The organism is Ruegeria sp. C9 (assembly GCF_056537585.1).
In genome coordinates this window covers 71,482-94,973 of the sequence record NZ_JBQFRU010000002.1, presented here as the reverse complement: position 1 = coordinate 94,973, position 23,492 = coordinate 71,482, and the positions used below count along the sequence as shown (strand labels likewise).

The window sequence follows — 23,492 nt, the reverse complement described above, 5'->3', positions numbered from 1 at the left end:
TTCCGGGCCGCTCTTGCCCGAGAGCGGCCCTTTTTGTTTGATTATTCTATGTTACAGGTCGATTTGATTTCAGCAGCGCGCGCGTCCAGCTCTTTTATATAGTCGCCTGACAGCATCTTCAGGTGCTTGCTCTCGGTTCCTGTAACGAGACCCAGCAAGGCACCGGCAGGGAGGATCGAGAACACGCTTTCAGCCTGCTGGTCCTCGGCATGTTTCTTTTCAGCTGCGATTGCGCGCAGATCACCGGGTGCGGTAGCACAGTTGACCGGGTGCCGTTTTGTGTCATCTATCGCAAATGCCGCAGACGCGGACGCCAGCAACATAGATGTGAAAATGGCTGCTCCTGCCCAGTTCTGCGCTCTCATCGATCCAACCCTCTCTGGAATGCCTGTCCTTTACTTCAGATACGCTAAAGCTTTGCGCACCATCGTGACAACCCTGCTCGGAGCGTGTATTTGAACAGGCTCTCTCTTGAGCCTGGCGCGTGTCGGCCTTAGATTAGAGATAACGCGCGATAACGGAGCCCACCATGTTTGGCATTCCCGGCAAACAAGCCGTGACCATGACACCTAAAGCTGCTGAACAGATTGTTCGGCTTATGAAATCCGGCGGTCACACCGGATTGCGCATTGGCGTCAAGAAAGGCGGCTGTGCGGGGATGGAATACACCATGGACTACGTCGATGATGCCGACCCGAACGACGAAGTGGTCGAGCAGGATGGCGCGCGTGTAATGATCGCCCCGATGGCGCAGATGTTCCTGTTCGGAACCGAGATCGACTACGAGGTTTCACTGCTTGAGGCCGGTTTCAAGTTCCGAAACCCGAATGTAGTCGATGCATGCGGATGCGGAGAATCGATCAAGTTCGACGAAACCTTGGCTGAACAACGCTAACTCGCAGCTTTTAGGTGGACGTAGGTCTCATTAAATCGCCGCGTCAGGTGCTCTCCGGCGCGGATCGTGGCGCATGAACCCAGCGGCGCAACATTTGTGTCGTAAGAAGGATTAAAGAACAACGGAACCGAGATCCTCTCGTTCACGCTGCCTTTGACCCTATGCTCGGTCGCTTTGACTTCTCCTGCCGTCCAAAACTCCAGCATCTCCCCGAAATTGATTATGAATTGTCCCGGCGTGGCGTTTACAGCTTGCCAATCGCCATCAGGCATACGAACTTCCAGACCCGGAGTGCCGTCCGTGGCCAGCAAAGTCAGGCAGCCATAATCCGTATGCGCGCCGATACCAAAGTCCTTTTCTCCCGCCCAATCAGGGCGTTGCGGATAGAAGTTACCGCGCAGCAGCGCCATTGGTGTATCAAAGGCGGCATCAAAACTGTTTGCATCCCTACCGATGGCAATCGCAATCGCGCGCAAAACGCGAATGGCAACTGAGCAGGCGTCTGAATAGTAACTCTGGATCGTTCTCCGAAAGGCGTCAGCCCCGTCTGGCCAGAGATTTGGGGCATACACACTTAATCCCCGCCCCGCATAGGGATCATCGGCTGGCAGTTCAAAACCGCTATCAAAGACTTCTTTGAAATCCGGGTTCGCCCTGAGATCCACCTGTTCGGAACGCGGCGCACCCCAACCGCGGTTGGCACCCGTAGCTGCCATATCGACGCTCTGCTTGATCTCATCGGGTTGACGAAAAAAATCGCGATACGCGTCAATCACCAGCTGCACACGGGCGGCATCGAGGCCGGAATTGGAGATTGTTAGAAATCCGATCTGGCGAACAGCATGTCTCAGCTTTTCCATCTCAGCTGGATCACGCAGATCCAATTTGGCGAGATCGAGATCGTCTATCATGCCATCCTCCGCAACAACGCGCGCAATGTGTCCCGACACGTAGCGCTATGCAACCGGAATTGTCAGCCCCGCCTGCGGGTGATATCCGAGGATTCAAAGCAGAAAACCGGAGGGATCGCGATGCGGCGTAAGTTGGCGGCAGGCAACTGGAAAATGAACGGAACTGGCGTTGCGCTGAGCGAGTTGGAAGCGTTGAAAGCCTCGCACCCATCTTCTGCGGTAGAAATCCTGATATGCCCACCAGCCACTTTGCTTCATCGCGCGGCAAATACGGTTGAAGGTTCGGGCATTACCGTTGGTGGCCAAGACTGCCACGCGGCGCTCTCGGGTGCGCATACCGGGGATCTGAGTGCCGAGATGCTGTTGGATGCAGGGGCAAGCGCAGTGATCCTTGGCCATTCCGAGCGCCGTGAAGATCATGCTGAGCAGAACGAAGACATCCGTGCCAAAGCCCGCACCGCCATGGATGCAGGCCTGAAGACGATCATCTGCGTCGGTGAAAGCCTTGAGCAGCGCGAAGCAGCAAATACTCTGGATATCATCGGTGGACAGATGTCGGGTTCGATCCCGGATCAAGCGACAGGCGAGAACCTGATTGTCGCATATGAGCCGATCTGGGCCATCGGCACCGGCAAGGTTCCAACTTTGGAAGAGATCGGAGAAGTGCACGATTTCATACGCGCACGTCTGGAACGCCGATTTGGCGAAGGTGTCGGCCGGTCAGTCCGCCTGCTGTATGGCGGATCGGTCAAACCCGGTAATGCTGCCGAGATTTTTGGCGTTTCAAATGTTGACGGAGCGTTGGTGGGTGGCGCCAGTCTGAAAGCAAATGATTTCTCGGGCATCATTCAGGCGCTTGAACGCGCCTGATCGCCAACCTCATTCGGCAATATCTTCGGCCCAAAGCGCGGGCTTCTCTTCGATAAAACGCTTCATCAATGTAATGCAGTCCGGGTCATCTGCGATGATGACCTCTACACCGCGATCGCGCAGGAAGTCCTCATTGCCGCCAAAATTCACGGTGTCTCCGATCACAACACGCGGGATACCGAACTGTACGATCGTGCCAGAACACATCATGCAAGGCGACAGCGAGGTATAGAGCACAGTATCGCGATAGGTCTTCTGCCGCCCTGCCTTGCGCAGCGCATCCATTTCCCCATGGGCAATCGGGTCGCCCAGTTGGACACGCTGATTACGCCCTTGCGCAACGACCTCACCACCCCGCGCAAGCACTGAACCGATTGGGCAGCCTCCTTCGTCAAATCCAGCTTTCGCCTCATCATAGGCAACGCGCAGCAAGCGTGCATCGGTGTCGGTCAGCATATGCAGGTGTCCTTTGTTCGGAGTTGTTTCGCAAAGCTGCCCGACACCAATCTGGCGGTCAACGCTTAGGCCAGTTTCATGATGACCAAACCCGTCACGATTAGAACCGCAGCGCCGATCCGCATGGGCGTCAGCGCTTCGCCCAGGAAAAGGACGCCAACAGTGAACGCCCCTACTGCGCCGATCCCGGTCCAGATCGTATAGGCGGTACCAAGCGGCAGATCCCGCATGGCCATTGCAAGCAGGCCAAATGACCCGATCATCGCAACACCCATGATCGCCGTCGGCCACAGCCGCGTGAAACCAGCGGTCTGCTTCATCGCGACGGCCCAGACGATTTCGAGCAGGCCAGCAAACAACAGTAATATCCAGGGCATAAGAACACCTCACTTTCCGAGATCGGGTCGTCCCGAATAATCGTCCATGATGGTGAGGTCGTCCTCTGACCTTCAGATATGCGCTTGGGCATCAGTTTCAAGACAAAAAAACCGGGCTGATTACACCGCCCGGTTCATATGTTCGGTGTAACCGATCTAGTTGGTTATGATCTCAGGCCCCATGAATGTGTTGGGCAGGAATGTCGAAATCCACGGGATATACGTAACCATGATGAGGAAGACGAACAGCACGGCCAAGAACGGCAACGCTGCCTTCACAACACTCATCATCGGCATACCCGCTACGCCCGAGGTTACGAACAAGTTCAACCCGACCGGAGGAGTGATCATCCCGATCTCCATGTTCACCACCATGATGATGCCCAGATGGATAGGATCGATGCCCAGCTCGATGGCAATCGGGAAGACCAGCGGGGCCACAATGACCAGCAGACCTGAGGGCTCCATGAACTGGCCACCGATCAGCAGGATCACGTTGACCACAATCAGGAAAGTTACTGGCCCCAGACCCGCCGATAGCATGGCGCTTGCGATATGCTGAGGCACCTGCTCATCCGTCAGCACATGTTTCAGGATCAGCGCGTTGGCGATCACAAAAAGCAGCGTAACGGTTAGCTTGCCGGCCTCGAACAGCGTATGCTTGGTGTCGGGGTGCACAAAGGCCGTGATCAACGCATAGGGTTTCTTGAGCAGCGAGATGTTCTGCGCATCCCCTTCGGTGCTGAGCGGACCCATATCCTTGTAGACAAAACTTGCGATCAGGAACGCATAGACGGCAGCAACAGCCGCGGCCTCGGTCGGGGTAAAGATACCTCCGTAGATACCGCCGAGGATGATGACGATCAGGAACAGACCCCAACCGGCCTCGCGCGCCGAGGTGAAGACTTCGCCCCAACCTTTCCAATCGCCTTTGGGAAGGTTCTTGACCTTGGCCATGACGTAAATGGTGATCATCAGCATCAGACCGGCCATCAAACCCGGAATAACGCCTGCAAGGAACATCCGCCCGACCGAAACCTCCACGGCTGCCGCATAGACCACCATCACGATTGATGGCGGAATCAGAATGCCCAGTGTCCCTGCGTTACAGATCACACCGGCGGCGAATTCCTTGGAATAGCCCACCTGACGCATGCCAGCGATGACGATCGACCCGATTGCGACAACTGTCGCCGGAGACGAACCCGACAAGGCCGCAAACAACATACAAGCGAAGACGCCAGCAATTGCCAGACCTCCGGGCAAGTGCCCTACACAAGCGATCGAGAACCGGATGATCCGCCGCGCCACTCCACCTGTGGTCATGAAAGATGACGCGAGAATGAAAAACGGGATAGCCAAGAGGGTGAAATGCCCCTCAAATGCCTCGAACAGCGTGCCAGCGACCGAAGCCAATGAGCTGTCGGAATAGATCAGCAGGAAGAGGGTCGAGCTGAGACCAAGTGCCACCGCAATCGGAACTCCGATCAACAATAGGCCAATGACCATCGAGAAAAGTAGTACGACGTCCATCAGTCATGCTCCCCCTGCTGGGCGCGGACTTCTTCGATCTCGTCCTCAACCTCGTGGCTAGCTACGAGGCGATCAGTTTCACCGCGCCAAATCTGTACTGCGACCTGTGCAAAACGGATCACCAGCAGCAACATCGAAAGAGGCAGAACGAAATACGGAACGACCTTGGGCAGTTTCTCGTAATACTCGCCATAGTTGATCATATCTTCCAGAAACCGCAGCGGCGCGACCATCGGGATATCATCAACTTCATAGAAGCTCTGGCTGCGCGCACTCATGTCAAAGCCGGTCGGAAACCAGCGACCCGAGGTGGGCGGCAGATCGGCAAACACTGCCCAGTAGTCATACGAACCCTTGAGCAGGAGCAGAGAAAACACCAGACAGCAAGCCACGGCTATCAGCGCCAAAACCCGGCGTGGCGCGGGGGCCAGCATGTTCAGGATCGCATCAACACCCAGATGTGCATGCTTTTTCACTGCATAAGACGCACCCAGCAGCACCAACCAACCGAAGGTGAATACTGTCAGTTCCAGCGCCCAAAGAATGTTAGAATTGAATACAAACCGCGCGATCACATTGGCGAAGGTGACAATTGTCATCAGACCCAACAGGCACGCAATCATGGTTTCTTCGATATGGTCGACCAGCCCGCCTTGGCCAGGTTTCGCACCAGACATCTCTCTGTCCCCGCATTTTTTTGATGAGAGTGGTGGGAGTGTGGCGGGCCACTAAGGCCCGCCCAGCCTATGCGTCCATAACTCCCCAGTCCCCGGACGCGTGGCTTGAACCGGTATCAGAACCCGGCGTTGATCGCCTGTGCGGCGTCGATCTTGTCCTGACCAACGTCACCGGCAAATTTATCCCAGACTGGCTTCATCGCATCGACCCAGGCCTGGCGCTGCTCGGGGTTCAGTTCCCGGATGATGCCCCCTGCGTCAGTGATCGAAGCCTTGGCAGCTTCGTTTACGGAAAAGGCCTCCTTGTTGCGAGTCTCGGTCACTTCGGCGAGAATCGTCAGGAATTGATCGCGAACTTCAGGCTCTAGGCTGTCCAGCCAGTCAACTGAGGTTACAACCAAATAATCGATGATACCGTGGTTCGTTTCTGTGATGCCGTCCTGCACCTCGAAGAACTTCTTGCCGTAGATGTTCGACCAGGTGTTTTCCTGCCCGTCAACAACGCCCTGTTGCAGAGCACCGTACACTTCTGAGAACGCCATCTTCTGAGGGCTGCCACCAATAGCCTCCATCTGGGCAACCAATACGTCCGAAGATTGAACGCGGAACTTCAGGCCGTTCGCATCCGAAGGATCTTCCAACGGCTTGTTCGCAGACATCTGCTTCATGCCATTGTGCCAGAATGCCAGCCCTTGAAGGCCGCGGCGCTGCATGCTGTCTTTCATCGCCTGACCATCAGCCGAGGCTTGGAACGCATCCACAGCATCGATGTTCTTGAACATGAACGGCAGATCGAACAGGCGGAATTGCTTTGTAAACTTCTCAAACTTCGACAGCGAGGGCGCCGCCAACTGCACATCGCCCTGCAGCATCGCTTCAAGAACCTTGTCATCGTTGTAAAGAGTGGAGTTCGGATAAACCTCCATGCACATCACGCCGTTCATCTCGTCATTGACGCGCTGCTCAAGCAGCGAAGCGGCGATGCCCTTGGGGTGTTTATCCGTATTGGTCACATGCGCAAACTTCACGACGATCTCGCCATCATCGCAAGCTGCTACACCAGCGGTCGCTGTCACGGACAGTGCGATTGCAGTTGCTGCCGTTGTCAGGAATTTCATCAGTCTTATCCTCCCAGACTTCCCTAAAACTTCCATCGAGCGCCTAATCAGCGCCGTATGTTGCGGAGTGAACCGAATCGGCTCCTCACTCTCAACATTTTGTTTAGATGTTGCTGAAATCTGTTTTTTCCAAATAATTTCTTACGGTTAAATGATGTTCGTTATAAATCTGGTGTTTCGGCAGAACTACGCTGTGCGATTTTTCGCACAGGCAGTCAGCACCTTGTGCGAATTTCCGCACAATATCCGAATCGATGCGAGCGAATCGCTCGTTTAAGCCGCAGCGCAGCCGCAGCCCGCCCCAGCGGAAGTGTTTTGCTAACGACGATAGTCTTCTGGCCTGATGTGGTAGCGGGTCAGCTTGTCATAAAAAGTTTTGCGCGGCAGCTTCAGTGCTTTGGCGGCATCCGCAGCCTTGCCATTGTGGCGCCCAAGGGCTGCAATCAGCAAAGACCTCTCAACACGCGCCAATTGCTCGCTCAATCCCAGATCAGCGGCCTGTGCAACCTCATCCGGCATCCCCAACACAAACCGCATTGCCGCCGACATCAACGATCGGGCATTGCCCGGCCAATCCTGCGCCATTAACGAGGCCAGATGCTCGGGTGTCACTTCAGGTTCCGCAATCCCGGCCTGCTCAGCGGCCTGCGCCACATAGCGGCGAAAGATGACGGGGATATCCTCGGGCCGTTCTGACAGGGCCGGGATTCGCACCTGCATGACATCCAACCTATAGAACAGATCGGCATTGAACCTTCCCTGTGCGGTAAGGTCCGACAAATCGGCCGTTGCCCCCGCGATGATTCTGGCTTCCGTCCCTTGTTCGATCAGTTCCAGCGCGGCGTATTGCGTGGCATCCGACATCGCCGAGACCTCATCCAGATACAGCGATCCGCCTGCCGCGTCCTTGCAGACACGCAACAAATCATCCGGGTTCAGGCCTGAGGCAGGGCGTTTGACAAATGGCCCCTGTCCAACCGGAGACATCAGATGGACAACTTCAGCGACCTTTGAAACTCCGCTACCCGCTGGCCCGGTAACCAGTACCTCGGCCCGTGTTGGCGCTACGCTCCGCACTCGCTCACGCAAGGCCTCGGCTTGATCTGACAACCCAAACAGCATGCGTGCTGCGGGATCGCCACGCTCAAGTTCGCGCCGTTGCTCGCGTTCCTGCAGAATTTCTGCGCGCGCTGCGAAGGCTCGCTCGAGTACCACCAATAAGTCCGCTGCTGCACAGGGCTTTTCCAGAAAATCAAATGCTCCCTGCCCCATGGCCTGTACCGCCATCGGGATATCGCCTTCACCTGTCAGCAATACCACCGGAAGCTCAGGATCAACCTCGCGCGCGTATGCGAGCAGATGAAACCCATCCCGCCCCGGCATGCGAATATCCGAGATGATCACACCGCCGAAGTCACGATGAATATGATCCTTTGCGGCCACGAAAGATCCCGCGGTGACCGGTTCATACTCGGCCAATTCGAGGGTTTGCGCCAAGGCCTCACGTACGGCGGCATCATCATCGACCAAAAGCACTTTGCGGATCATGCTGCCTCATCTTCTTCAAAGGGTTCCAGTTCAACCGTGAATTCAGCACCCTCGTCCGTGTTGGCACCGCGAATATCCCCCCCGAAGCTCTGAACCAGACCGTAGGATATCGACAGCCCCAGACCCATCCCCTCGGACGTCCCAACTGTTTTTGTGGTGTAGAACGGCTCAAACACGCGGTCGGGGTCCTCGATGCCGGGTCCGGTATCCCGCACCGACACGCGAATAGGCTTCCCCCCTGACAGAGTGACCAATATCCTGCGCGTCGGTCGATCGACCATCGCATCCGCTGCATTATTGATTAGGTTGACAAACACCTGCACCAGACGCACCTCTCCACCCCAAGCATAGACCGCAGTTTTTGGCGGCACCCACTCCAACGCGACGTTCTCATCGCGCAGGCGCGCCTCGGTCAATTCTGTGGCAGTGTTCAGAACCTGGACCAGATCAACGCGCCCCATTGGTTCGCTTTCATTTCTCGCAAAGGCCCGCAGGTTCTTGATGATCCGCGCCATGCGTGCGGCCATATCGGAAATACGGCCCAGATTTTCGCCAGCTCTCTGGCCCTTGCCGCGCTCAAGAAAGGCGGACCCGTTGTCGGCGAACTGCTGAATCGCCATCAAGGGCTGGTTCAATTCATGACTGATGCCAGCCGACATCTTGCCCAAAGCGCTCAACTTACCAGCCTGAACCAAATCGGCCTGCGCTTGTTTGAGCGCGGCCTCCGCCTCCTGCCGCTCGGCAACTTCGTGGCGCAAAGCGCTATTAGCCGCCGTCAAGGCGCGCGTACGTTGCGCGACCCGGCTTTCCAGCACGGTATTTGCCTCTGCAAGTGTCCGACGGCGTTCCGAGGCCAGAAACAACAAAGCACCAAAGGCGAAACAGATCGCCGCAACCGCCGCCGCCTGCAACCCCGCCAACCGGCGCGCCGGGGCGACATCAACCAGCATCTCTGCGGTCATCGCAATCACCGGAAGATCGAGCGTCAGATGCAGGGCGCGACGGGGCAGATAGCGACCCCAATTGAGCTTCCACACTTCATATCCCGCAATCCGGGTTGAGGCGAAATCGACATTCTCACCTTCTGGTGACATCAGCCCTTGCTGCCCTTGCCCGCGGCGCCATAGTAGCAGATCCGATCGGTTCGAGATAAAGACAACCCCATCCGTATCAACGAAAAACACCGCATCGGTACTGCCGCGCCATGTTTGTTCCACATCCTGCACATCGGCCAGAACCATCAACGCGCCTTCTATTTGGCCCAAATCCCCGAATGATGGGGCCGCGTATGAATAAATGCGGTCACTGCTTGCGTCTTCGACCCCATGTGCGCTGCCCAGGGCCCCCTGCATGGCGCGCTCGAAGGCCGGATGTGCGGACATATCGCGCTGCGTCACCGGTTGGGCCGCGACCAGAACCTGACCCTCCGGATTCAGGTACATAACGTTAACGGCAGCGGTTTTGTCTGCCACATCCAGCAGCACCTTTCGGGCGGCCCGTTGCTGTTCTGATGTTTCTAGCTCCTGCAAAGCAGGATGGTCCGCCATCAAGGCGGCCACTTCCTGATAGACCTGCATTTGAGTGCTCAGACGGTCGGCGGCCAGTTCTAAATCGGCCTCGGCCTTCTCGCTCAGTTGCGACAGGGCCTGACGATAGCCATAAGTCCAGACCGCCGCTGACAGCAATCCGACCGCGCATAAGAAACCGGCTATGATCCAAAAACGTTGCATATCTAGGGTCTTGCATTCAGCAGCCGCCATGGCAAGTCTGCACCGCATGAAGACGCTGACCCAATCCCCGACCGACCCGGCATTCGTGCAAAACCCATACCCCTTTTATGACAGCGCACGTCAGTCGGGCGATCTGTTCTACTGGAAAGACTACGGCCTTGTCGCGGCTGTCTCGCACAAAGCGGTGCAAATTCTGCTGCGCGATCGGCGCTTCGGGCGTGAAATCCCGGCGGAACTTGCAAAACCCGGCCCAGACCATCTTGCACCCTGGCTAGAAGTCGAATCCCATTCGATGTTAGAGCTTGAACCCCCGCGTCATACTCGATTGCGTTCTCTGGTACTGCGGGCGTTTACCTCTCGCGCGATCACGGCGCTTGAGGGGTCCACTGAACAGTTGTGCCACGATTTGATCAAGCAGTTCCCCGCTGGCCCCTTCGATCTGCTGGAGGCCTATTGCACCCAGGTCCCCGTGATCACGATCTGCCGTCTGCTTGGTGTGCCGGAAGACATGGCACCGCAACTGTTGCAGTGGTCGCACGCCATGGTGGCCATGTATCAGGCAAACCGGACGCGCCAGACCGAAGACGAAGCCGTCCGTGCCACACAAGCCTTTACCACCTATCTCGAAGAATACATCGAAAAACGCCGCACTGACCCGCGTGACGATCTGATCACCCGGTTGATCGCGGCAGAGGAAGATGGTGAAAAACTCTCGCGCGACGAACTGATCACGACCTGCATTTTGTTGCTGAACGCCGGTCACGAAGCCACCGTGCACGCCATCGGCAATGGCGTGAAGACTATGTTGACGACGGGTACACAGCAGTATGTCCTGACGCCCGGCACCATCGACGGCGCAGTCGAGGAAATCCTGCGTTTCGATCCACCACTGCACATGTTCAGACGCTATGCCTATGAAGATATTGAACTCTTCGGTCACCGCTTTGCGCGTGGTGACGAAGTTGCCTTGCTTCTGGGCGCAGCCAATCGCGACCCTGCTGCTTGGTCCCAATCCGATACATTCGACCCGATGCGAGATGTAAGCGCCAATACTAGCTTTGGTGGTGGCCTTCACTTCTGTGTGGGCGCTCCGCTGGCCCGGCTTGAGATGCGGATCGCCCTGCCCATCCTGTTCCAGCAATGCCCAAAGCTAAAGCTGACGGCAGAGCCGCAGTATTCGGACAGCTACCATTTCCACGGGCTGACCAAACTCATGGTAACGGTCTGACTTAATATCCTGTCAAGAAACCCGGATCCGTTCTTCATCTGGCCATAAATATCTTGGGGGAGTCGCCTTCGGGCGGCGGGGGCGGCGCCCCCATTCACGCTTCAAACTATCCGACTGACTTCAATGGCAGCATTGTGGTCGATTTGATCTCTTCCATCGAAAGCAAGGCTGTGACGTTGTGCACCCGTACCTCTGAAATCAACGCCTGATAAAACGCATCATACGCACGCGCGTTCTTGACGCGCACTTTCAGAATGTAATCGATGTCTCCAGCCAAACGGTGCGCTTCCTGAACCTCTGGACGATCGCGCAACGCTTTCAGGAACTTCTGCTGCCACTCAGCCTCATGTTCCGACGTACGGATCAGCACAAAGAATGTGGCCTCAAAGCCCAACGCTTCGGCATCCAGCAATACGGTCTGCTGGCCAATGACCCCTGCCCCCTTCAGCTTGCGAATGCGATTCCAAACCGGCGTCTTGGAGCTCCCTACACGGGCTGCGATTTCGTCAAGCGACTGGCTGGCATCCCGTTGCAGCTCGGCTAGAATTTTCCGATCCGTGTCGTCTATTCGCACCGACATTCCAATTTCCCTTCCAATTCAGAACAAATCTTCTTCCACTCGCCGCAGATAGAACATCTGTTCTTATTTCTTCACGCATATGGCGATTTGGCGGGAATATTTCCTATATTGGCACACAAGTCAATTCAGTCACGAGATGATCCGATGCAGGTCAAACAAACAAATATGCGCATTCACAAACCCGGCGTCGCCCGAGTTGCGCAATACCCGCACAAAGTCTCGGTTTTCAATAAGGAGCTTGCCTGATGGCCCGCGCTTTTACCCCCAAAGTCGTCACCGCCAACGACTTGTTGGAAGGTGATGTGATTTACCAGACCGAAGATGACCGATGGTCGCGCGAGTTGTCCGATGCCGAACTGATCACGGACGAAGCTCACGCGCAGGTTCGTCTGCTGGATGCCGCGCGTCAGGCCAACAAGATCGTCGGCGCCTATCTTGCCGACGCGGTGGCCGGAGAAAACGGCCCCGAACCCACCCATTTTCGGGAGGATTTCCGCCGGACTGGTCCGTCCAACTATGCCCACGGCAAACAGGAAACCTCCCCGCAGCCTCGGGCCTGATCTCAGGCCATTCTCTCTCCCCTTCAAGGCCCCGGGTTCGGGGCTGCAACTAAGGACAGCTAAACATGTATCGCTACTCCGAGTTCGACACAGCATTTTTGGCAGAACGCAACGCGCAGTTCCGTGCGCAGGTTGAGCGTCGCATTGACGGTTCGCTGACTGAAGACGAATTCAAGCCACTGCGCCTGATGAATGGTCTGTATCTGCAATTGCACGCTTATATGCTGCGGGTCGCTATTCCATATGGCACGCTGTCCAGTGCTCAGATGCGTCAGCTCGCTTTGCTGGCCGAGAAATGGGACAAAGGTTACGGCCATTTTACCACCCGTCAGAACATTCAGTACAACTGGCCGAAACTGAACGACGTGCCGGATATGCTGGACGCACTGGCCGAGGTTGGCATGCACGCCATCCAGACCTCGGGTAACACCATCCGCAACGTGACCGCCGATCATTTCGCCGGTGCCGCCGCGGATGAGGTCGCTGATCCGCGCCCCTATGCCGAACTGCTGCGCCAGTGGTCGACCGACCACCCTGAATTCCAGTTCATGCCCCGCAAATTCAAGATCGCCATCACCGGCAGCGAGAATGACCGCGCCGTGATCAAGGCGCATGACATCGGTCTGCAATTGGTTGAGCGTGATGGCGTTCTGGGTGCCCGCGTCATCGTTGGCGGTGGTCTGGGCCGTACGCCCATGATCGGCAAACAGCTATCGGAATTCGTCACCTTTGACGACCTGCTGGCCTATCTTGAGGCCACCGTTTCCGTGTGGAACCAGATCGGCCGTCGCGACAACAAGTACAAGGCACGTATCAAGATCACCGTGCACGAGCATGGTATCGACGCCATCCGTGCCAAAGTGAACGAACGCTTTTTGAAGGTTCGCCCGCAATTCAAAGGCGCGGATATGAACCTGCTGGACAAAATCAAAGGCCACTTTGCGCCTCCAGCCTTCCGTGATGGTTCGGTTGCCTCGTTCGAGAGTGCCTACACCAACGATCCGGTCTTCCGTTCGTGGGTCGACACCAACATCGCGCCGCACAAGAACGCGGACCACGCGATCGTCACGATCTCGATCAAGAAGCACGGCCAGACGCCGGGCGATGCGACTGCCGAGCAGATGCGCGTAATGGCTGATCTGGCCGAAGAGTTTGCCTATGACGAACTGCGTATCAGCCACGAGCAGAACGTAATCCTGCCGCATGTCCACAAATCCGACCTGCCCGCGATCCACGCGACGCTGAAAGAATACGAGTTGGCGACCGCCAACATCGGCTTGATCAGCGACATTATCGCCTGCCCCGGTATGGATTACTGCGCACTGGCGACGGCACGTTCGATCCCCGTGGCGCAGGAAATCGCGACCCGGTTCGAAGACCTGAAACTGGAGCATGATATCGGCCACCTGAAGATCAAGATCTCGGGCTGCATCAACGCCTGTGGTCACCACCATGTGGGTCACATCGGCATTCTTGGCCTGGACCGCGCTGGCGTCGAAAACTACCAGATCACTTTGGGTGGTGACGGTACCGAATCCGCCGCCATCGGTGATCGTACTGGCCCGGGCTTCGCCTATGACGAGATCGTTCCGGCGGTCGAGCGCATCGTCGACACATATCTGGAGCAGCGCGACAGCGCTGAAGAGACCTTCTTGCAGACCTATCGCCGCGTTGGCATGGCACCGTTCAAAGCGGCGCTTTACCCCGAGGCACAGGCCAATGCCGCTTGACCTGATCCAAACGGAACTGGGGGCTGACCGCGCCGAACTGACCGAAAAGGTCGAGGCGCTGAACGCCCGCTTCCGCCACCACAGTGCCCATGATGTGATGCATGGCGCATTGGACGAGATCGAGGAGCTTGCTCTGGTCTCCAGCTTTGGCGCGGAATCGGTGGTGTTGCTGCATATGGCTGCAGTGGTCGACAAGATGACCCCAGTACTGTTCGTGGACACCCAGATGCTGTTTGCCGAAACGCTGGAATACCAGCAGGAGGTCAGCGAGCGTCTGGGCCTGCGCAATGTGCAGATCATCCGCGCCGAGGATGAAGATGTTCAGCGCGACGATCCTTATGGCGCGTTGCGTCTGCGTGACACCGATGCCTGCTGTAACCTGCGCAAGACCTTCCCGCTGCAGAAAGCTCTGACCGGGTATTGTGGCTGGATCACCGGGCGCAAACGGTTTCAGTCCGGCACCCGTGCCGCGCTGGACTTTTTCGAGGTCGAGGACGGAACCGGCCGGATCAAGGTCAACCCCTTGGCCCACTGGGCGCCCAACGATGTGCGCGCCTATATGGAAGAAAACAACCTGCCCCGGCATCCGCTGGTGGCCAAAGGATACCCCTCGATCGGCTGTGCGCCCTGCACTTCGCCGGTCAAAGAAGGCGAAGACCCCCGCGCCGGGCGCTGGCGCGATCAGAACAAGGAAGAATGCGGCATCCATTTTGTTGATGGAAAAATGGTGCGCATCGGAGAGAAAACATGAACGTAATCGTAAACGACGAGGGCTTTGCCCCCGATGATTGGACCGATGGCTATGTCACGCTGGACGATGCAGCGAATGACGTGGTTGCACTGGATATCGCCTCGGACACTGACCCCGATGAACTGTTTGACCGGCTGGGCAGCGCCCAGATGGTGCGCGTGGACTTTCCATCCTCAGCGGATGGGCGCGGCTTTACGATCGCGCGCGTTCTGCGTCTGAAAGGTTATACAGGTCGCCTGCGGGCAAAAGGCCATGTTCTTGCAGACCAATACGCCATGGCGCGTCGTAGCGGCTTTGACGAAGTCGAAATTGATGACACCTTGGCGAACCGGCAGCCCGAAGATCAGTGGCTGGCCCGTGCCAATTGGCAGGACAACAACTACCAGGCCCGCCTGCGCGGCTAACCCGCCATCGCCAACCTGTGATACGAAAGGGGCAATCTGCCCCTTTTCCTGACTTGGATCAAAGATTAAACGGAGATACCGGTTTAGCAGACCGGCAGTGAAATGATGACAGAGATGAAATCCGTGAGTGAAGCAACCGCCGTTAAGGCCCCCGTCCTGCCCGACGCCCAGACTGTGACCGAGGTCAAACATTGGACCGACCGCCTGTTCTCTTTCAAGGTGTCGCGCCCTGCATCGCTTCGTTTCCGCTCGGGTGAGTTCGTGATGATCGGCCTGCTGGGCGACAACGGCAAACCGCTGCTGCGCGCCTATTCCATCGCCTCGCCTTCATGGGATGAGGAACTGGAATTCTACTCGATCAAAGTGCAGGATGGCCCGCTGACCTCAAAACTGCAGCACATCCAGCCTGGTGATCAGATCATCCTTCGGCCTAAACCCGTTGGCACACTGGTGCATGACGCATTGCTGCCCGGCAAGCGCATCTGGTTCTTCGCCACCGGCACAGGCTTTGCGCCCTTCGCGTCGCTGCTGCGTGAACCGCAGACCTATGAGGATTATGACGAGGTTATCATCACCCATACCTGCCGCGACGTAGCTGAACTGGATTACGGTCGCGAGTTGATCGAGGGCGTCAAACAGGACGAGTTGCTGGCCGAACTGATTGGTGACGGTTTCGCCGACAAGATCCGCTATTATCCCACCACCACGCGGGAAGAGAGCCCAAAGATGGGCCGTATAACCGAGCTGTTAAAAGACGGCACCGTATTTGCCGATCTGGGCATCGAAGGTGGTATCAAGCCAGACACTGATCGCGCGATGGTTTGTGGCAGCCTTGCCTTCAACCATGACATCAAAGCAATTCTGGAAGAGTTCGGCCTGCGAGAAGGCGCCAATTCCGAACCCAAGGAATTCGTGATTGAAAAGGCATTTGTGGGCTAATGGGGTTTGCCGGTGGAGTTATCGACACCCTAAACCGGCAAAAACTCACGAAATTCATGGAAAATTCATGCGGCTTGCAATTTATGCCGCTTGAAACACCTCTCAGCCCGGTCTAAATTCCGGGCTCGAAATTCTGCAATCATCAAAGGAATGAACCCATAGCCCGCAGACCTCACAACGCGCCGCCACAGCGAGATACCGGCCCGCGCGTCAATGACAAGATCCGTGCTCCCGAAATTCGCCTGATTGGCGCCGAAGGTGAAAATGTCGGGGTGGTTCATCCCGCAAAGGCCATGCAGATGGCCGCCGATGTCGGCCTCGATCTGGTTGAGATTTCGCCCAACGCGAACCCGCCGGTCTGCAAAATCATGGATTTCGGCAAGTTCAAGTACGAACAGCAGAAACGCGAAAGCGAAGCCCGCAAGAAGCAAAAGATCATCGAGGTGAAAGAGGTCAAGTTCCGGCCCAACACCGACACGCATGACTATGACGTCAAGATGCGCAACGTGTTCAAGTTTCTTGAGAACGGCGACAAGGTCAAAGTCACCCTGCGTTTCCGGGGCCGCGAGATGGCGCACCAGAACCTGGGGCGTGAGCTGCTGGAACGTGTGGCCGAAGACGTCAAGGATCTGGGCAAGATCGAGAACATGCCCAAGATGGAAGGCCGTCAGATGATCATGATGATTGGCCCGCTGCCACAGAAATAGGTTTTCTTTTTTGTAGAATGACAAAAGCCCCTCCGAAATCGGAGGGGCTTCTTTGTTTTCTGGCTTCTCGCCTAAATCAGATCACCGCGGATATCGCCCGATCCAGCTTGTCTACAAGCTCGACCAGTTGGTCATCTTCGATGACAAAGGGCGGTGCTAGGAGGATATGATCTCCGTTGCGTCCATCACGCGTTCCCGACATCGGGTAACAGATCAATCCCTCGGCCATGGCGGCCTTCTTGATCTTGGCCGCTAGGCCGCGCGACGGATCAAACGGAGTTTTCGTATCCCGATCCTCGACCAACTCAATTCCTCGGAATAAGCCGCGGCCCCGTATGTCCCCGACATTCGGGTGTTGGCCAAACTTGTTTTCCAACATGCTCTGCAATTTGCCCCCCATTACGCCGGCCCGCGCTGGCAGGTCACGAGAAGTAAGTTCCTGTACAACGGCAAGCGCAGCCGCAGTCGCAACCGGATGACCGATATAGGTGTGGCCATGCTGGAAGAAGCCCGATCCATCCCGGATCGCATCATAGATTCGACCCGAACACAGCATCGCTCCGATAGGCTGATACCCAGCCCCCAACCCTTTGGCGATACAAAGAATATCCGGCGTGACATCGTCATGATCACAGGCAAACAAATGCCCGGTACGCCCCATGCCGCACATTACTTCGTCGAGGATCAGAAGAACGCCGTGTTGATCGCAAATTTCACGGATTCGCTTGTAGTACCCCTCGACTGCCGGAACAGCCCCAAGCGTCGCACCAACCACCGGCTCTGCCATGAAAGCCATGACCGTTTCAGGCCCAAGGCGCAGGATTTCTGCCTCCAGCTCATTCGCAACGCGCTGACCATATTCAAAACTGCTCTCATCCTCAGGCTTTTCGGCGTACTCATAGCAAGGAGCGATATGTGTCATCTCGATCAGCATCGGTGCAAACTGCGCCCGCCGCCATTCATTGCCACCCGCCGAAAGTGCACCCAAAGTGTTGCCGTGATAGCTTTGTCGGCGCGCTATGACATGACGGCGTTCAGGCTGGCCGGTTTCCAGATAATACTGCCGCGCCAGTTTGATAGCAGCCTCGGTCGCCTCTGACCCGCCCGAGACAAAGTAGACCCGGTCCAGTTCGCCGGGGGCGTGTTTAATCAGCAGATCGGCCAGTGCCTCGGCCGGTGCCGATGTCATAAAGCCCGTATGCGCAAACGCAATCTGCGCCACCTGATCCTGCACCGCTTTGACCACAGCGGCGTTGGAATGGCCGAGGCATGAAACGGCAGCATCCCCGCAATCCAAATAACGACGGCCGGTTGAATCGATCAGATAACAGCCGTCACCACCAGCGGCCTCAGGCAGTTCCGATTTGGTGTGACGTGGAAATACGTGACTCATGTCGAAGTCCTTTTCAGAAGATTAATGAGCGCCGCGACTGATGCAGCATTGTCTACCCAAGCCTGGCCATCCGGACCTGCAAGGCTGTTTTCGAAACCCACGCGCACATCGCCACCCAACTGCGCGGCCTTTTGCAGGCACGCATGCTCCTGCCCTCCAAAGGCACAGACCATCCATGGATCAGCGCTGTGCGGAAACACATCCAGATCATTCGGGTTTGATTCCTGCGCCGTGGCATAGCGACCAAGGACAAGCAGACGGTCGACCTGATCCGATTTTACCACCCCCCCAGCCTGCCAATGGGTCAGTAACTCAACGTCAGCGACATCATAGAGGATATGCTGAACACGAGTCCCTTGTTCCGCGCACAGAGCGTAGACCTTTGGCGCAAGTTCGGGCGACCGTGCAATCTCGCGCACCGAAATCGAAGCCCAGTCCGGGCGCACATTTTGCAAACAAGCAAGTTGTGCTTGAACGCCGAAAACGCCAGCAGCTTCTGTCGTAATCTGGATGTCCATATCAGGGGCCGCAGCACGCAGTTCAGCAATGGTTTCACAATACAAACCCGCATCAAGCGAATGCTGACCCGCCTGATCACGAACATGCAGGTGTAGGCCTTGCGCACCTGCCCGATTGCACGTCTTCGCAGCTTTGACGATTTCGTCCGTTGTGATCGGCAGCGCAGGATGATCCCCATGCCCCCGCCGCGCCCCGTTCGGAGCCACCAACACATATGGCCTTCCCGCCATCCTCGAACCAGTCTCTGACATTCCGTCACCTGTTTTGCACGATCCCGAATTAGACAACCTGCCAACGTTTTCAATTTGCATTCTTCATAACATCTGTTTTTCTTATCGGATGCAACACACCTCATCCCAACTGACCGAGCAGCTTCGGCACGAAATCGACACCTTGCCTCAGCAAATGCAAGCCGCAGCGAAATACATCATCGACCATCCCGGCGATTTCGGGCTCGACCCAGTTCGACTAACCGCCGAGAAAATCGGTGTCAGTTCAAACGTTCTGGTTCGGTTGGCACAACGTATGGGGTTCGACAGTTTTGATGCGTTCAGACACCCCTTTCGCCAAACCCTTGTCACAGACCGAGAAGATCGGCTGGGTCAGGGCTGGCTGGATCACATGAAATCGGGGGACCAATTCAGCGCTGCGCAAGCTGGGTTTGCGCAAAACGAACTGAACGTCGTAGCCCGCTCCCTGCGACTGGCCGATCCTGATTTGATGCAACAGGTCACAGAGTACATGATTGCAGCTAATCGCTGTTTCATAACCGCGACCCGGGCCAGCTATGCTTTGGCCTATTATCTCCACTATGCGGGTCGGATGGCACACCCAGGATTTCAGCTTATCCCGCGACATATGGGATCAGCCATCGATGATTTGCTCGAGGCCGATGAGGCGGACTGCCTTTTCGCTATTACCGTTCACCCCTATTCCTCTGACACTATACAATCCATGCGTTTTGCGCGTAAACGCGGCATGCGCATCGTGCTATTGTCGGATAGCGACGTCATCGCCCCTGGTGTTGACCCTGACATCGTGCTGCCTGTAAGTACCCGCGCGCAACATCACTTTTCCAGCTTCTCCGGAGCGATGGCAGTGCTTGAATGCCTGCTGGGTCATCTCTTTGCCGCAGGGGGATCAGCCGCGCGTGACCGCGTGGAACGCTATCAGACAGCCAGAGAAGACACCGGCGCCTACTGGCGCCCCGCCAAGCCCCCAAGAGTTCGGAAAGAATAAAGAGCCCCGGCTTTCACCGAGGCTCTCGCAGCTGATCAACAATCAGATCAGCTGCAAGCTTCGACAGCCCGTTTCGTCATAACAGTGACCAGATGCGCCCGATACGTTTTGCTCCCGTGCAGATCACCAATCATGTTCATCGGATTGATGTGCAGCCCCATCAAAGCGTCCGCGCGGAACTCTTTGTTCAGGGCCTCCTCAGCCTCCGCCCAGCGGAAAACTCCGTCCTCGCTTGCACCGGTTACTGCAACCCGAACGCCATCGGCAAACCGGGCAAGATATACCCCGACCAACGCAAACCGAGACGCGGGCTGCAAAAACTTCTGATAACTTGCCGCCTGAGGCACGGGGAAACGCACCGAAGTGATAATCTCGCCCTCTTCCAGAGCTGTCGTAAACATGCCCTGAAAGAAGTCATCCGCCGCTATCTGGCGATTATTGGTGACAATGGTCGCGCCTGAACCCAGCACTCCCGCCGGATAACAGGCCGCTGGATCATTGTTGGCAATCGAACCGCCAATAGTGCCACGATTACGCACCGCAGGATCACCGATCTGGCCGGCCAGCGCTGCCAGCGCTGGATAGTTACCAGCAGCTTCAGCGGCCACATTTGCGTGGGTTGTCGCACCGCCTATCGCTACCGAGCCATCATCCTCGACGCAGACCCCTTTCAATTCAGCGATTCCATTGACCGAAACCAGCTTGGATGGCGCGGCCAACCGCTGCTTCATTGTGGGGATCAGGGTTTGCCCACCCCCCAATGCCTGCGCATCCTCAACTCCCAACGCAGTAACCGCGTCAGCGATGGTCGAGGGTTTCTCAAACTCGAAATTGTACATTTCGTTCTTCCTTTCCGAAAAGCGCGGATCCGCCCTTCATCTGGCTATAAATATCTCGGGGAGCGCGAGGGGCTGGCCCCTCGCACCCGAACCTCTCAACCATGCATTGCTGTCCAAACACGCGACGGGCTCATCGGCATATCGATGTGATCGACAGCCTTACCACCCGAATTCAGCGCATCCAGAACCGCGTTAACGACGGCAGGTGGCGAGCCAATCGCACCAGCCTCGCCACAGCCTTTCACACCCAGCGGGTTGTGGGTGCATGGCGTCTGGCTGGAATGGTCGACCGCATAGAACGGCAGATCATCGGCGCGTGGCATCGCGTAATCCATGAAGGATGCGCTCAGCAACTGGCCATTCTCGTCATAGGCGCAATTTTCCAACAAAGCCTGACCGATACCCTGACCGATACCGCCATGTACCTGACCATCCACAATCATCGGGTTAACGATGTTGCCAAAGTCATCCGCAGCGGTGAAGGCTTCGATGGTCACCTGTCCAGTCTCGGGATCCACCTCAACCTCGCAGGCATATGCCCCCGCTGGGAAGGTGAAGTTGGCCGGGTCATAAAATGCGGTCTCCTCCAGCCCCGGCTCAACCTCCAATGGGAAGTTGTGCGGTACATAGGCTGTCAGAGTCACATCACCCCAGGCCACCGACTTGTCAGTGCCCGCGACGCTGAACTGACCGTCCTTCAGCTCGATATCGGCCTCGGACGCCTCGAGCAGGTGGGCCGCGATCTTCTTGGCCTTGTCGATCACCTTTTCGGTCGCCTTAACCATGGCCGAACCACAGACCGCGAGCGAGCGTGAGCCATAAGTGCCCATGCCGAACGGGATCTTCGAGGTGTCGCCATGCACAATCTCGACCATCGACTCGTCGATGCCGATCATGTCGGCCACAACCTGCGGGAAAGCAGTCTCATGCCCCTGCCCGTGGCTATGTGCACCAACCATGACACTGATGGAACCGGTGGCGTTTACCCGCACCGTGGCAGCATCATAAAGACCCGCCCGGGCCCCCAGCATGCCGACGATGTTCGAGGGCGCGATGCCGCAGGCCTCGATATAGCAATTGACGCCTAGGCCACGCAGCTTGCCATTGGCCTCGCTTTCCGCCCGTCGCGCGGCAAAGCCAGCCAAATCAGCAGCAGCTTCAAGCTTATCCATCGTCCCGTTGTAATCCCCGGTGTCGTAGGTCAGCGCCACCGGTGTGTCATACGGGAACTGGGTGATGAAATTCTGGCGACGCAGGGCGATCGGATCGACACCCAGTTCACGCGCTGCCTTGTCGATGACGCGCTCCAACTGATAGGTCGCCTCTGGCCGACCCGCACCGCGATAAGCGTCCACCGGCACTGTGTTGGTGAACATTGCCTTCACATTCACCTGAATGACCGGCGTCTTGTAGTTGCCCGCCATCAGAGTGCCATGCAGCCAAGTCGGAACCGAGCTTGAGAAGGTCGACAGATACGCGCCCAGATTGGCGTAGGTGTTGGTGCGAAGGCCTGTGAAGTTATTGTCCGCGTCCAAAGCGAGCTCAATCGTGCTGACGTGGTCGCGACCCTGCGCATCCGACATAAACGCCTCGGACCGGCTGGCGGTCCATTTGACCGGACGGTTGCAGGCCTTGGCAGCGAATGTACAGAACGCCTCTTCCGCGTAGTGGAAAATCTTCGTCCCAAATCCACCACCAACATCAGGCGCTACGACACGCACTTTGTGTTCAGGCAAGCCCAGAACAAATGCGCACATCAGCAAGCGGATCACATGCGGGTTCTGCGAAGTGGTGTAAAGCGTGTACTCATCCGTACCCCGGCTGTACTCGGCCACCGCAACGCGCGGCTCCATCGGGTTTGCGACCAGACGGTTATTGATCAGGTCCAGAGTGGTGACATGGGCCGCGTTGGCAAAAACCTCATTGACCTTGTCATTGTCTTCTTCGCCCAGATGCCAGTCATAGCAGATGTTGTTCTTCAGATCCTCATGGATAAGCGTAGCGCCATCCTGCGCTGCGGCTTTCATATCCAGCACGGCAGGGAGTTCTTCGATATCCACTTCAATCGCTTCCGCCGCATCGCGGGCGAGTTCAAGGCTGTCCGCGACAACGGCAGCGATGGGATCGCCTACATGTCGGACCTTGCCTTGCGCCAGAATGGGATGCGGTGGTTCCTGCATCGGGGCGCCATGACGGTCGGTTACTTCCCAGCCGCAAGGCATTCCGCCCACGCCTTCGAAGTCCTTGCCGGTGAACACCTTCACAACCCCCTGCATACCCTCGGCGGCAGATGTGTCGATGTTGGTGATCCGGCCATGCGCGATGTCGGACCGTAGGAAATGCACATAGGCCTGGCCATGTACGTTGATGTCGTCGGTGTAATTGCCTGCTCCGGTCAGAAAGCGTACGTCCTCGCGCCGCTTGGAACTGGCTCCGATGCCACTGTCTTTGGGCATTGCTTGTTCTCCTCCGTGGAAAAGAATTTTCG

General features: G+C 56.8%; 24 protein-coding genes. 10 read left to right on the top strand and 14 right to left on the bottom strand.

Features of this window, described 5'->3' with window-relative positions; translation table 11 throughout:
• Positions 1–41: 41 nt before the first annotated feature.
• A complete protein-coding gene (locus ACR0NE_RS04600; protein WP_170405485.1) occupies positions 42–365 on the bottom strand; it encodes a hypothetical protein in 324 nt (107 codons plus the stop codon).
• Between the two features lie 164 nt (positions 366–529).
• On the opposite strand from ACR0NE_RS04600, the gene ACR0NE_RS04595 reads away from it, so the two are divergent.
• A complete protein-coding gene (locus tag ACR0NE_RS04595; RefSeq protein ID WP_170465407.1) occupies positions 530–895 on the top strand; it encodes a HesB/IscA family protein in 366 nt (121 codons plus the stop codon).
• Here the strand turns inward: ACR0NE_RS04595 and ACR0NE_RS04590 are convergent.
• A complete protein-coding gene (locus ACR0NE_RS04590; protein ID WP_480459364.1) occupies positions 892–1,755 on the bottom strand; it encodes an isopenicillin N synthase family dioxygenase in 864 nt (287 codons plus the stop codon). The genes ACR0NE_RS04595 and ACR0NE_RS04590 overlap by 4 nt on opposite strands.
• Before the next feature lie 171 nt (positions 1,756–1,926).
• On the opposite strand from ACR0NE_RS04590, the gene tpiA reads away from it, so the two are divergent.
• Positions 1,927–2,676: a triose-phosphate isomerase gene (gene tpiA / locus ACR0NE_RS04585; RefSeq protein WP_170595755.1), complete on the top strand. Its 750-nt coding sequence runs from the start codon at positions 1,927–1,929 to the stop codon at positions 2,674–2,676.
• A gap of 9 nt (positions 2,677–2,685) precedes the next feature.
• Here tpiA and ACR0NE_RS04580 read toward each other — a convergent pair whose 3' ends face one another.
• From ACR0NE_RS04580 to ACR0NE_RS04550, 7 genes are all read right to left on the bottom strand, one after another.
• A complete protein-coding gene (locus tag ACR0NE_RS04580; RefSeq protein ID WP_170510588.1) occupies positions 2,686–3,132 on the bottom strand; it encodes a nucleoside deaminase in 447 nt (148 codons plus the stop codon).
• A 65-nt stretch (positions 3,133–3,197) separates the two neighbouring features.
• Positions 3,198–3,509 (bottom strand): DMT family transporter, encoded by a 312-nt coding sequence (locus ACR0NE_RS04575; protein WP_170595757.1) that lies wholly within the window; start codon positions 3,507–3,509, stop codon positions 3,198–3,200.
• Positions 3,510–3,665: 156 nt separating this feature from the next.
• On the bottom strand, positions 3,666–5,042 hold the full coding sequence (locus ACR0NE_RS04570) for a TRAP transporter large permease (RefSeq protein WP_170393218.1): 1,377 nt from the start codon (positions 5,040–5,042) through the stop codon (positions 3,666–3,668).
• On the bottom strand, positions 5,042–5,719 hold the full coding sequence (locus ACR0NE_RS04565) for a TRAP transporter small permease (RefSeq protein WP_170393219.1): 678 nt from the start codon (positions 5,717–5,719) through the stop codon (positions 5,042–5,044). Before ACR0NE_RS04565 ends, ACR0NE_RS04570 begins: the two co-directional genes overlap by 1 nt.
• A gap of 116 nt (positions 5,720–5,835) precedes the next feature.
• Positions 5,836–6,837, bottom strand: a complete 1,002-nt coding sequence (locus ACR0NE_RS04560) for a DctP family TRAP transporter solute-binding subunit (protein WP_480438504.1) — start codon at positions 6,835–6,837, stop codon at positions 5,836–5,838.
• Positions 6,838–7,155: 318 nt separating this feature from the next.
• Complete coding sequence (locus ACR0NE_RS04555) at positions 7,156–8,385, bottom strand: sigma-54-dependent transcriptional regulator (protein ID WP_170595759.1); 1,230 nt, start codon at positions 8,383–8,385, stop codon at positions 7,156–7,158.
• On the bottom strand, positions 8,382–10,115 hold the full coding sequence (locus tag ACR0NE_RS04550) for an ATP-binding protein (RefSeq protein WP_170595762.1): 1,734 nt from the start codon (positions 10,113–10,115) through the stop codon (positions 8,382–8,384). Before ACR0NE_RS04550 ends, ACR0NE_RS04555 begins: the two co-directional genes overlap by 4 nt.
• A gap of 46 nt (positions 10,116–10,161) precedes the next feature.
• Here ACR0NE_RS04550 and ACR0NE_RS04545 point away from each other — a divergent pair, with 46 nt between their 5' ends.
• Positions 10,162–11,343 (top strand): cytochrome P450, encoded by a 1,182-nt coding sequence (locus ACR0NE_RS04545; RefSeq protein ID WP_170563490.1) that lies wholly within the window; start codon positions 10,162–10,164, stop codon positions 11,341–11,343.
• Positions 11,344–11,449: 106 nt separating this feature from the next.
• Here the strand turns inward: ACR0NE_RS04545 and ACR0NE_RS04540 are convergent, their stop codons facing one another.
• Positions 11,450–11,923, bottom strand: coding sequence for an Lrp/AsnC family transcriptional regulator (locus ACR0NE_RS04540; protein WP_010439761.1), 474 nt, complete (start codon positions 11,921–11,923; stop codon positions 11,450–11,452).
• A gap of 245 nt (positions 11,924–12,168) precedes the next feature.
• Between ACR0NE_RS04540 and ACR0NE_RS04535 the strand changes: the two genes are divergently transcribed.
• From ACR0NE_RS04535 to infC, 6 genes are all read left to right on the top strand, one after another.
• Positions 12,169–12,483, top strand: a complete 315-nt coding sequence (locus ACR0NE_RS04535; RefSeq protein ID WP_170393224.1) for a DUF2849 domain-containing protein — start codon at positions 12,169–12,171, stop codon at positions 12,481–12,483.
• Positions 12,484–12,548: 65 nt separating this feature from the next.
• Positions 12,549–14,213 (top strand): nitrite/sulfite reductase, encoded by a 1,665-nt coding sequence (locus ACR0NE_RS04530; RefSeq protein ID WP_170595764.1) that lies wholly within the window; start codon positions 12,549–12,551, stop codon positions 14,211–14,213.
• Positions 14,203–14,964, top strand: a complete 762-nt coding sequence (locus ACR0NE_RS04525; RefSeq protein WP_170595766.1) for a phosphoadenylyl-sulfate reductase — start codon at positions 14,203–14,205, stop codon at positions 14,962–14,964. The genes ACR0NE_RS04530 and ACR0NE_RS04525 overlap by 11 nt, the downstream gene beginning before the upstream one ends.
• Positions 14,961–15,368 (top strand): DUF934 domain-containing protein, encoded by a 408-nt coding sequence (locus ACR0NE_RS04520; protein WP_170393227.1) that lies wholly within the window; start codon positions 14,961–14,963, stop codon positions 15,366–15,368. Before ACR0NE_RS04525 ends, ACR0NE_RS04520 begins: the two co-directional genes overlap by 4 nt.
• A gap of 105 nt (positions 15,369–15,473) precedes the next feature.
• Positions 15,474–16,307, top strand: coding sequence for a ferredoxin--NADP reductase (locus tag ACR0NE_RS04515; RefSeq protein WP_170595767.1), 834 nt, complete (start codon positions 15,474–15,476; stop codon positions 16,305–16,307).
• A 116-nt stretch (positions 16,308–16,423) separates the two neighbouring features.
• Positions 16,424–17,014: a translation initiation factor IF-3 gene (gene infC, locus ACR0NE_RS04510; RefSeq protein ID WP_310793657.1), complete on the top strand. Its 591-nt coding sequence runs from the start codon at positions 16,424–16,426 to the stop codon at positions 17,012–17,014.
• 76 nt (positions 17,015–17,090) lie between these two features.
• On the opposite strand, the gene ACR0NE_RS04505 is transcribed toward infC, so the two are convergent.
• Both ACR0NE_RS04505 and ACR0NE_RS04500 read right to left on the bottom strand, forming a co-directional pair.
• Positions 17,091–18,407, bottom strand: a complete 1,317-nt coding sequence (locus tag ACR0NE_RS04505; protein WP_170595768.1) for an aspartate aminotransferase family protein — start codon at positions 18,405–18,407, stop codon at positions 17,091–17,093.
• On the bottom strand, positions 18,404–19,177 hold the full coding sequence (locus ACR0NE_RS04500) for a beta-keto acid cleavage family enzyme (protein WP_170595769.1): 774 nt from the start codon (positions 19,175–19,177) through the stop codon (positions 18,404–18,406). Before ACR0NE_RS04500 ends, ACR0NE_RS04505 begins: the two co-directional genes overlap by 4 nt.
• A gap of 88 nt (positions 19,178–19,265) precedes the next feature.
• Here ACR0NE_RS04500 and ACR0NE_RS04495 point away from each other — a divergent pair, with 88 nt between their 5' ends.
• The gene (locus tag ACR0NE_RS04495) at positions 19,266–20,165 is read left to right on the top strand and encodes a MurR/RpiR family transcriptional regulator (RefSeq protein WP_170595771.1); all 900 of its coding nucleotides are present in this window, start codon (positions 19,266–19,268) and stop codon (positions 20,163–20,165) included.
• Between the two features lie 47 nt (positions 20,166–20,212).
• Here ACR0NE_RS04495 and ACR0NE_RS04490 read toward each other — a convergent pair whose 3' ends face one another.
• Positions 20,213–21,004, bottom strand: a complete 792-nt coding sequence (locus ACR0NE_RS04490) for an FAD binding domain-containing protein (protein ID WP_170595773.1) — start codon at positions 21,002–21,004, stop codon at positions 20,213–20,215.
• Positions 21,005–21,099: 95 nt separating this feature from the next.
• Positions 21,100–23,460, bottom strand: coding sequence for a xanthine dehydrogenase family protein molybdopterin-binding subunit (locus ACR0NE_RS04485; RefSeq protein ID WP_170405437.1), 2,361 nt, complete (start codon positions 23,458–23,460; stop codon positions 21,100–21,102).
• Between the last annotated feature and the right edge of the window lie 32 nt (positions 23,461–23,492).

Bases quoted from the DNA above. Each gene is read 5' to 3' on its own strand.
- ACR0NE_RS04600 (WP_170405485.1), bottom strand. From the start codon at position 365: ATGAGAGCGCAGAACTGGGCAGGAGCAGCCATTTTCACATCTATGTTG.
- ACR0NE_RS04595 (WP_170465407.1), top strand. From the start codon at position 530: ATGTTTGGCATTCCCGGCAAACAAGCCGTGACCATGACACCTAAAGCT.
- ACR0NE_RS04590 (WP_480459364.1), bottom strand. From the start codon at position 1,755: ATGGAAAAGCTGAGACATGCTGTTCGCCAGATCGGATTTCTAACAATC.
- tpiA (WP_170595755.1), top strand. From the start codon at position 1,927: ATGCGGCGTAAGTTGGCGGCAGGCAACTGGAAAATGAACGGAACTGGC.
- ACR0NE_RS04580 (WP_170510588.1), bottom strand. From the start codon at position 3,132: ATGCTGACCGACACCGATGCACGCTTGCTGCGCGTTGCCTATGATGAG.
- ACR0NE_RS04575 (WP_170595757.1), bottom strand. From the start codon at position 3,509: ATGCCCTGGATATTACTGTTGTTTGCTGGCCTGCTCGAAATCGTCTGG.
- ACR0NE_RS04570 (WP_170393218.1), bottom strand. From the start codon at position 5,042: ATGGACGTCGTACTACTTTTCTCGATGGTCATTGGCCTATTGTTGATC.
- ACR0NE_RS04565 (WP_170393219.1), bottom strand. From the start codon at position 5,719: ATGTCTGGTGCGAAACCTGGCCAAGGCGGGCTGGTCGACCATATCGAA.
- ACR0NE_RS04560 (WP_480438504.1), bottom strand. From the start codon at position 6,837: ATGAAATTCCTGACAACGGCAGCAACTGCAATCGCACTGTCCGTGACA.
- ACR0NE_RS04555 (WP_170595759.1), bottom strand. From the start codon at position 8,385: ATGATCCGCAAAGTGCTTTTGGTCGATGATGATGCCGCCGTACGTGAG.
- ACR0NE_RS04550 (WP_170595762.1), bottom strand. From the start codon at position 10,115: ATGCAACGTTTTTGGATCATAGCCGGTTTCTTATGCGCGGTCGGATTG.
- ACR0NE_RS04545 (WP_170563490.1), top strand. From the start codon at position 10,162: ATGAAGACGCTGACCCAATCCCCGACCGACCCGGCATTCGTGCAAAAC.
- ACR0NE_RS04540 (WP_010439761.1), bottom strand. From the start codon at position 11,923: ATGTCGGTGCGAATAGACGACACGGATCGGAAAATTCTAGCCGAGCTG.
- ACR0NE_RS04535 (WP_170393224.1), top strand. From the start codon at position 12,169: ATGGCCCGCGCTTTTACCCCCAAAGTCGTCACCGCCAACGACTTGTTG.
- ACR0NE_RS04530 (WP_170595764.1), top strand. From the start codon at position 12,549: ATGTATCGCTACTCCGAGTTCGACACAGCATTTTTGGCAGAACGCAAC.
- ACR0NE_RS04525 (WP_170595766.1), top strand. From the start codon at position 14,203: ATGCCGCTTGACCTGATCCAAACGGAACTGGGGGCTGACCGCGCCGAA.
- ACR0NE_RS04520 (WP_170393227.1), top strand. From the start codon at position 14,961: ATGAACGTAATCGTAAACGACGAGGGCTTTGCCCCCGATGATTGGACC.
- ACR0NE_RS04515 (WP_170595767.1), top strand. From the start codon at position 15,474: ATGACAGAGATGAAATCCGTGAGTGAAGCAACCGCCGTTAAGGCCCCC.
- ACR0NE_RS04505 (WP_170595768.1), bottom strand. From the start codon at position 18,407: ATGAGTCACGTATTTCCACGTCACACCAAATCGGAACTGCCTGAGGCC.
- ACR0NE_RS04500 (WP_170595769.1), bottom strand. From the start codon at position 19,177: ATGTCAGAGACTGGTTCGAGGATGGCGGGAAGGCCATATGTGTTGGTG.
- ACR0NE_RS04495 (WP_170595771.1), top strand. From the start codon at position 19,266: ATGCAACACACCTCATCCCAACTGACCGAGCAGCTTCGGCACGAAATC.
- ACR0NE_RS04490 (WP_170595773.1), bottom strand. From the start codon at position 21,004: ATGTACAATTTCGAGTTTGAGAAACCCTCGACCATCGCTGACGCGGTT.
- ACR0NE_RS04485 (WP_170405437.1), bottom strand. From the start codon at position 23,460: ATGCCCAAAGACAGTGGCATCGGAGCCAGTTCCAAGCGGCGCGAGGAC.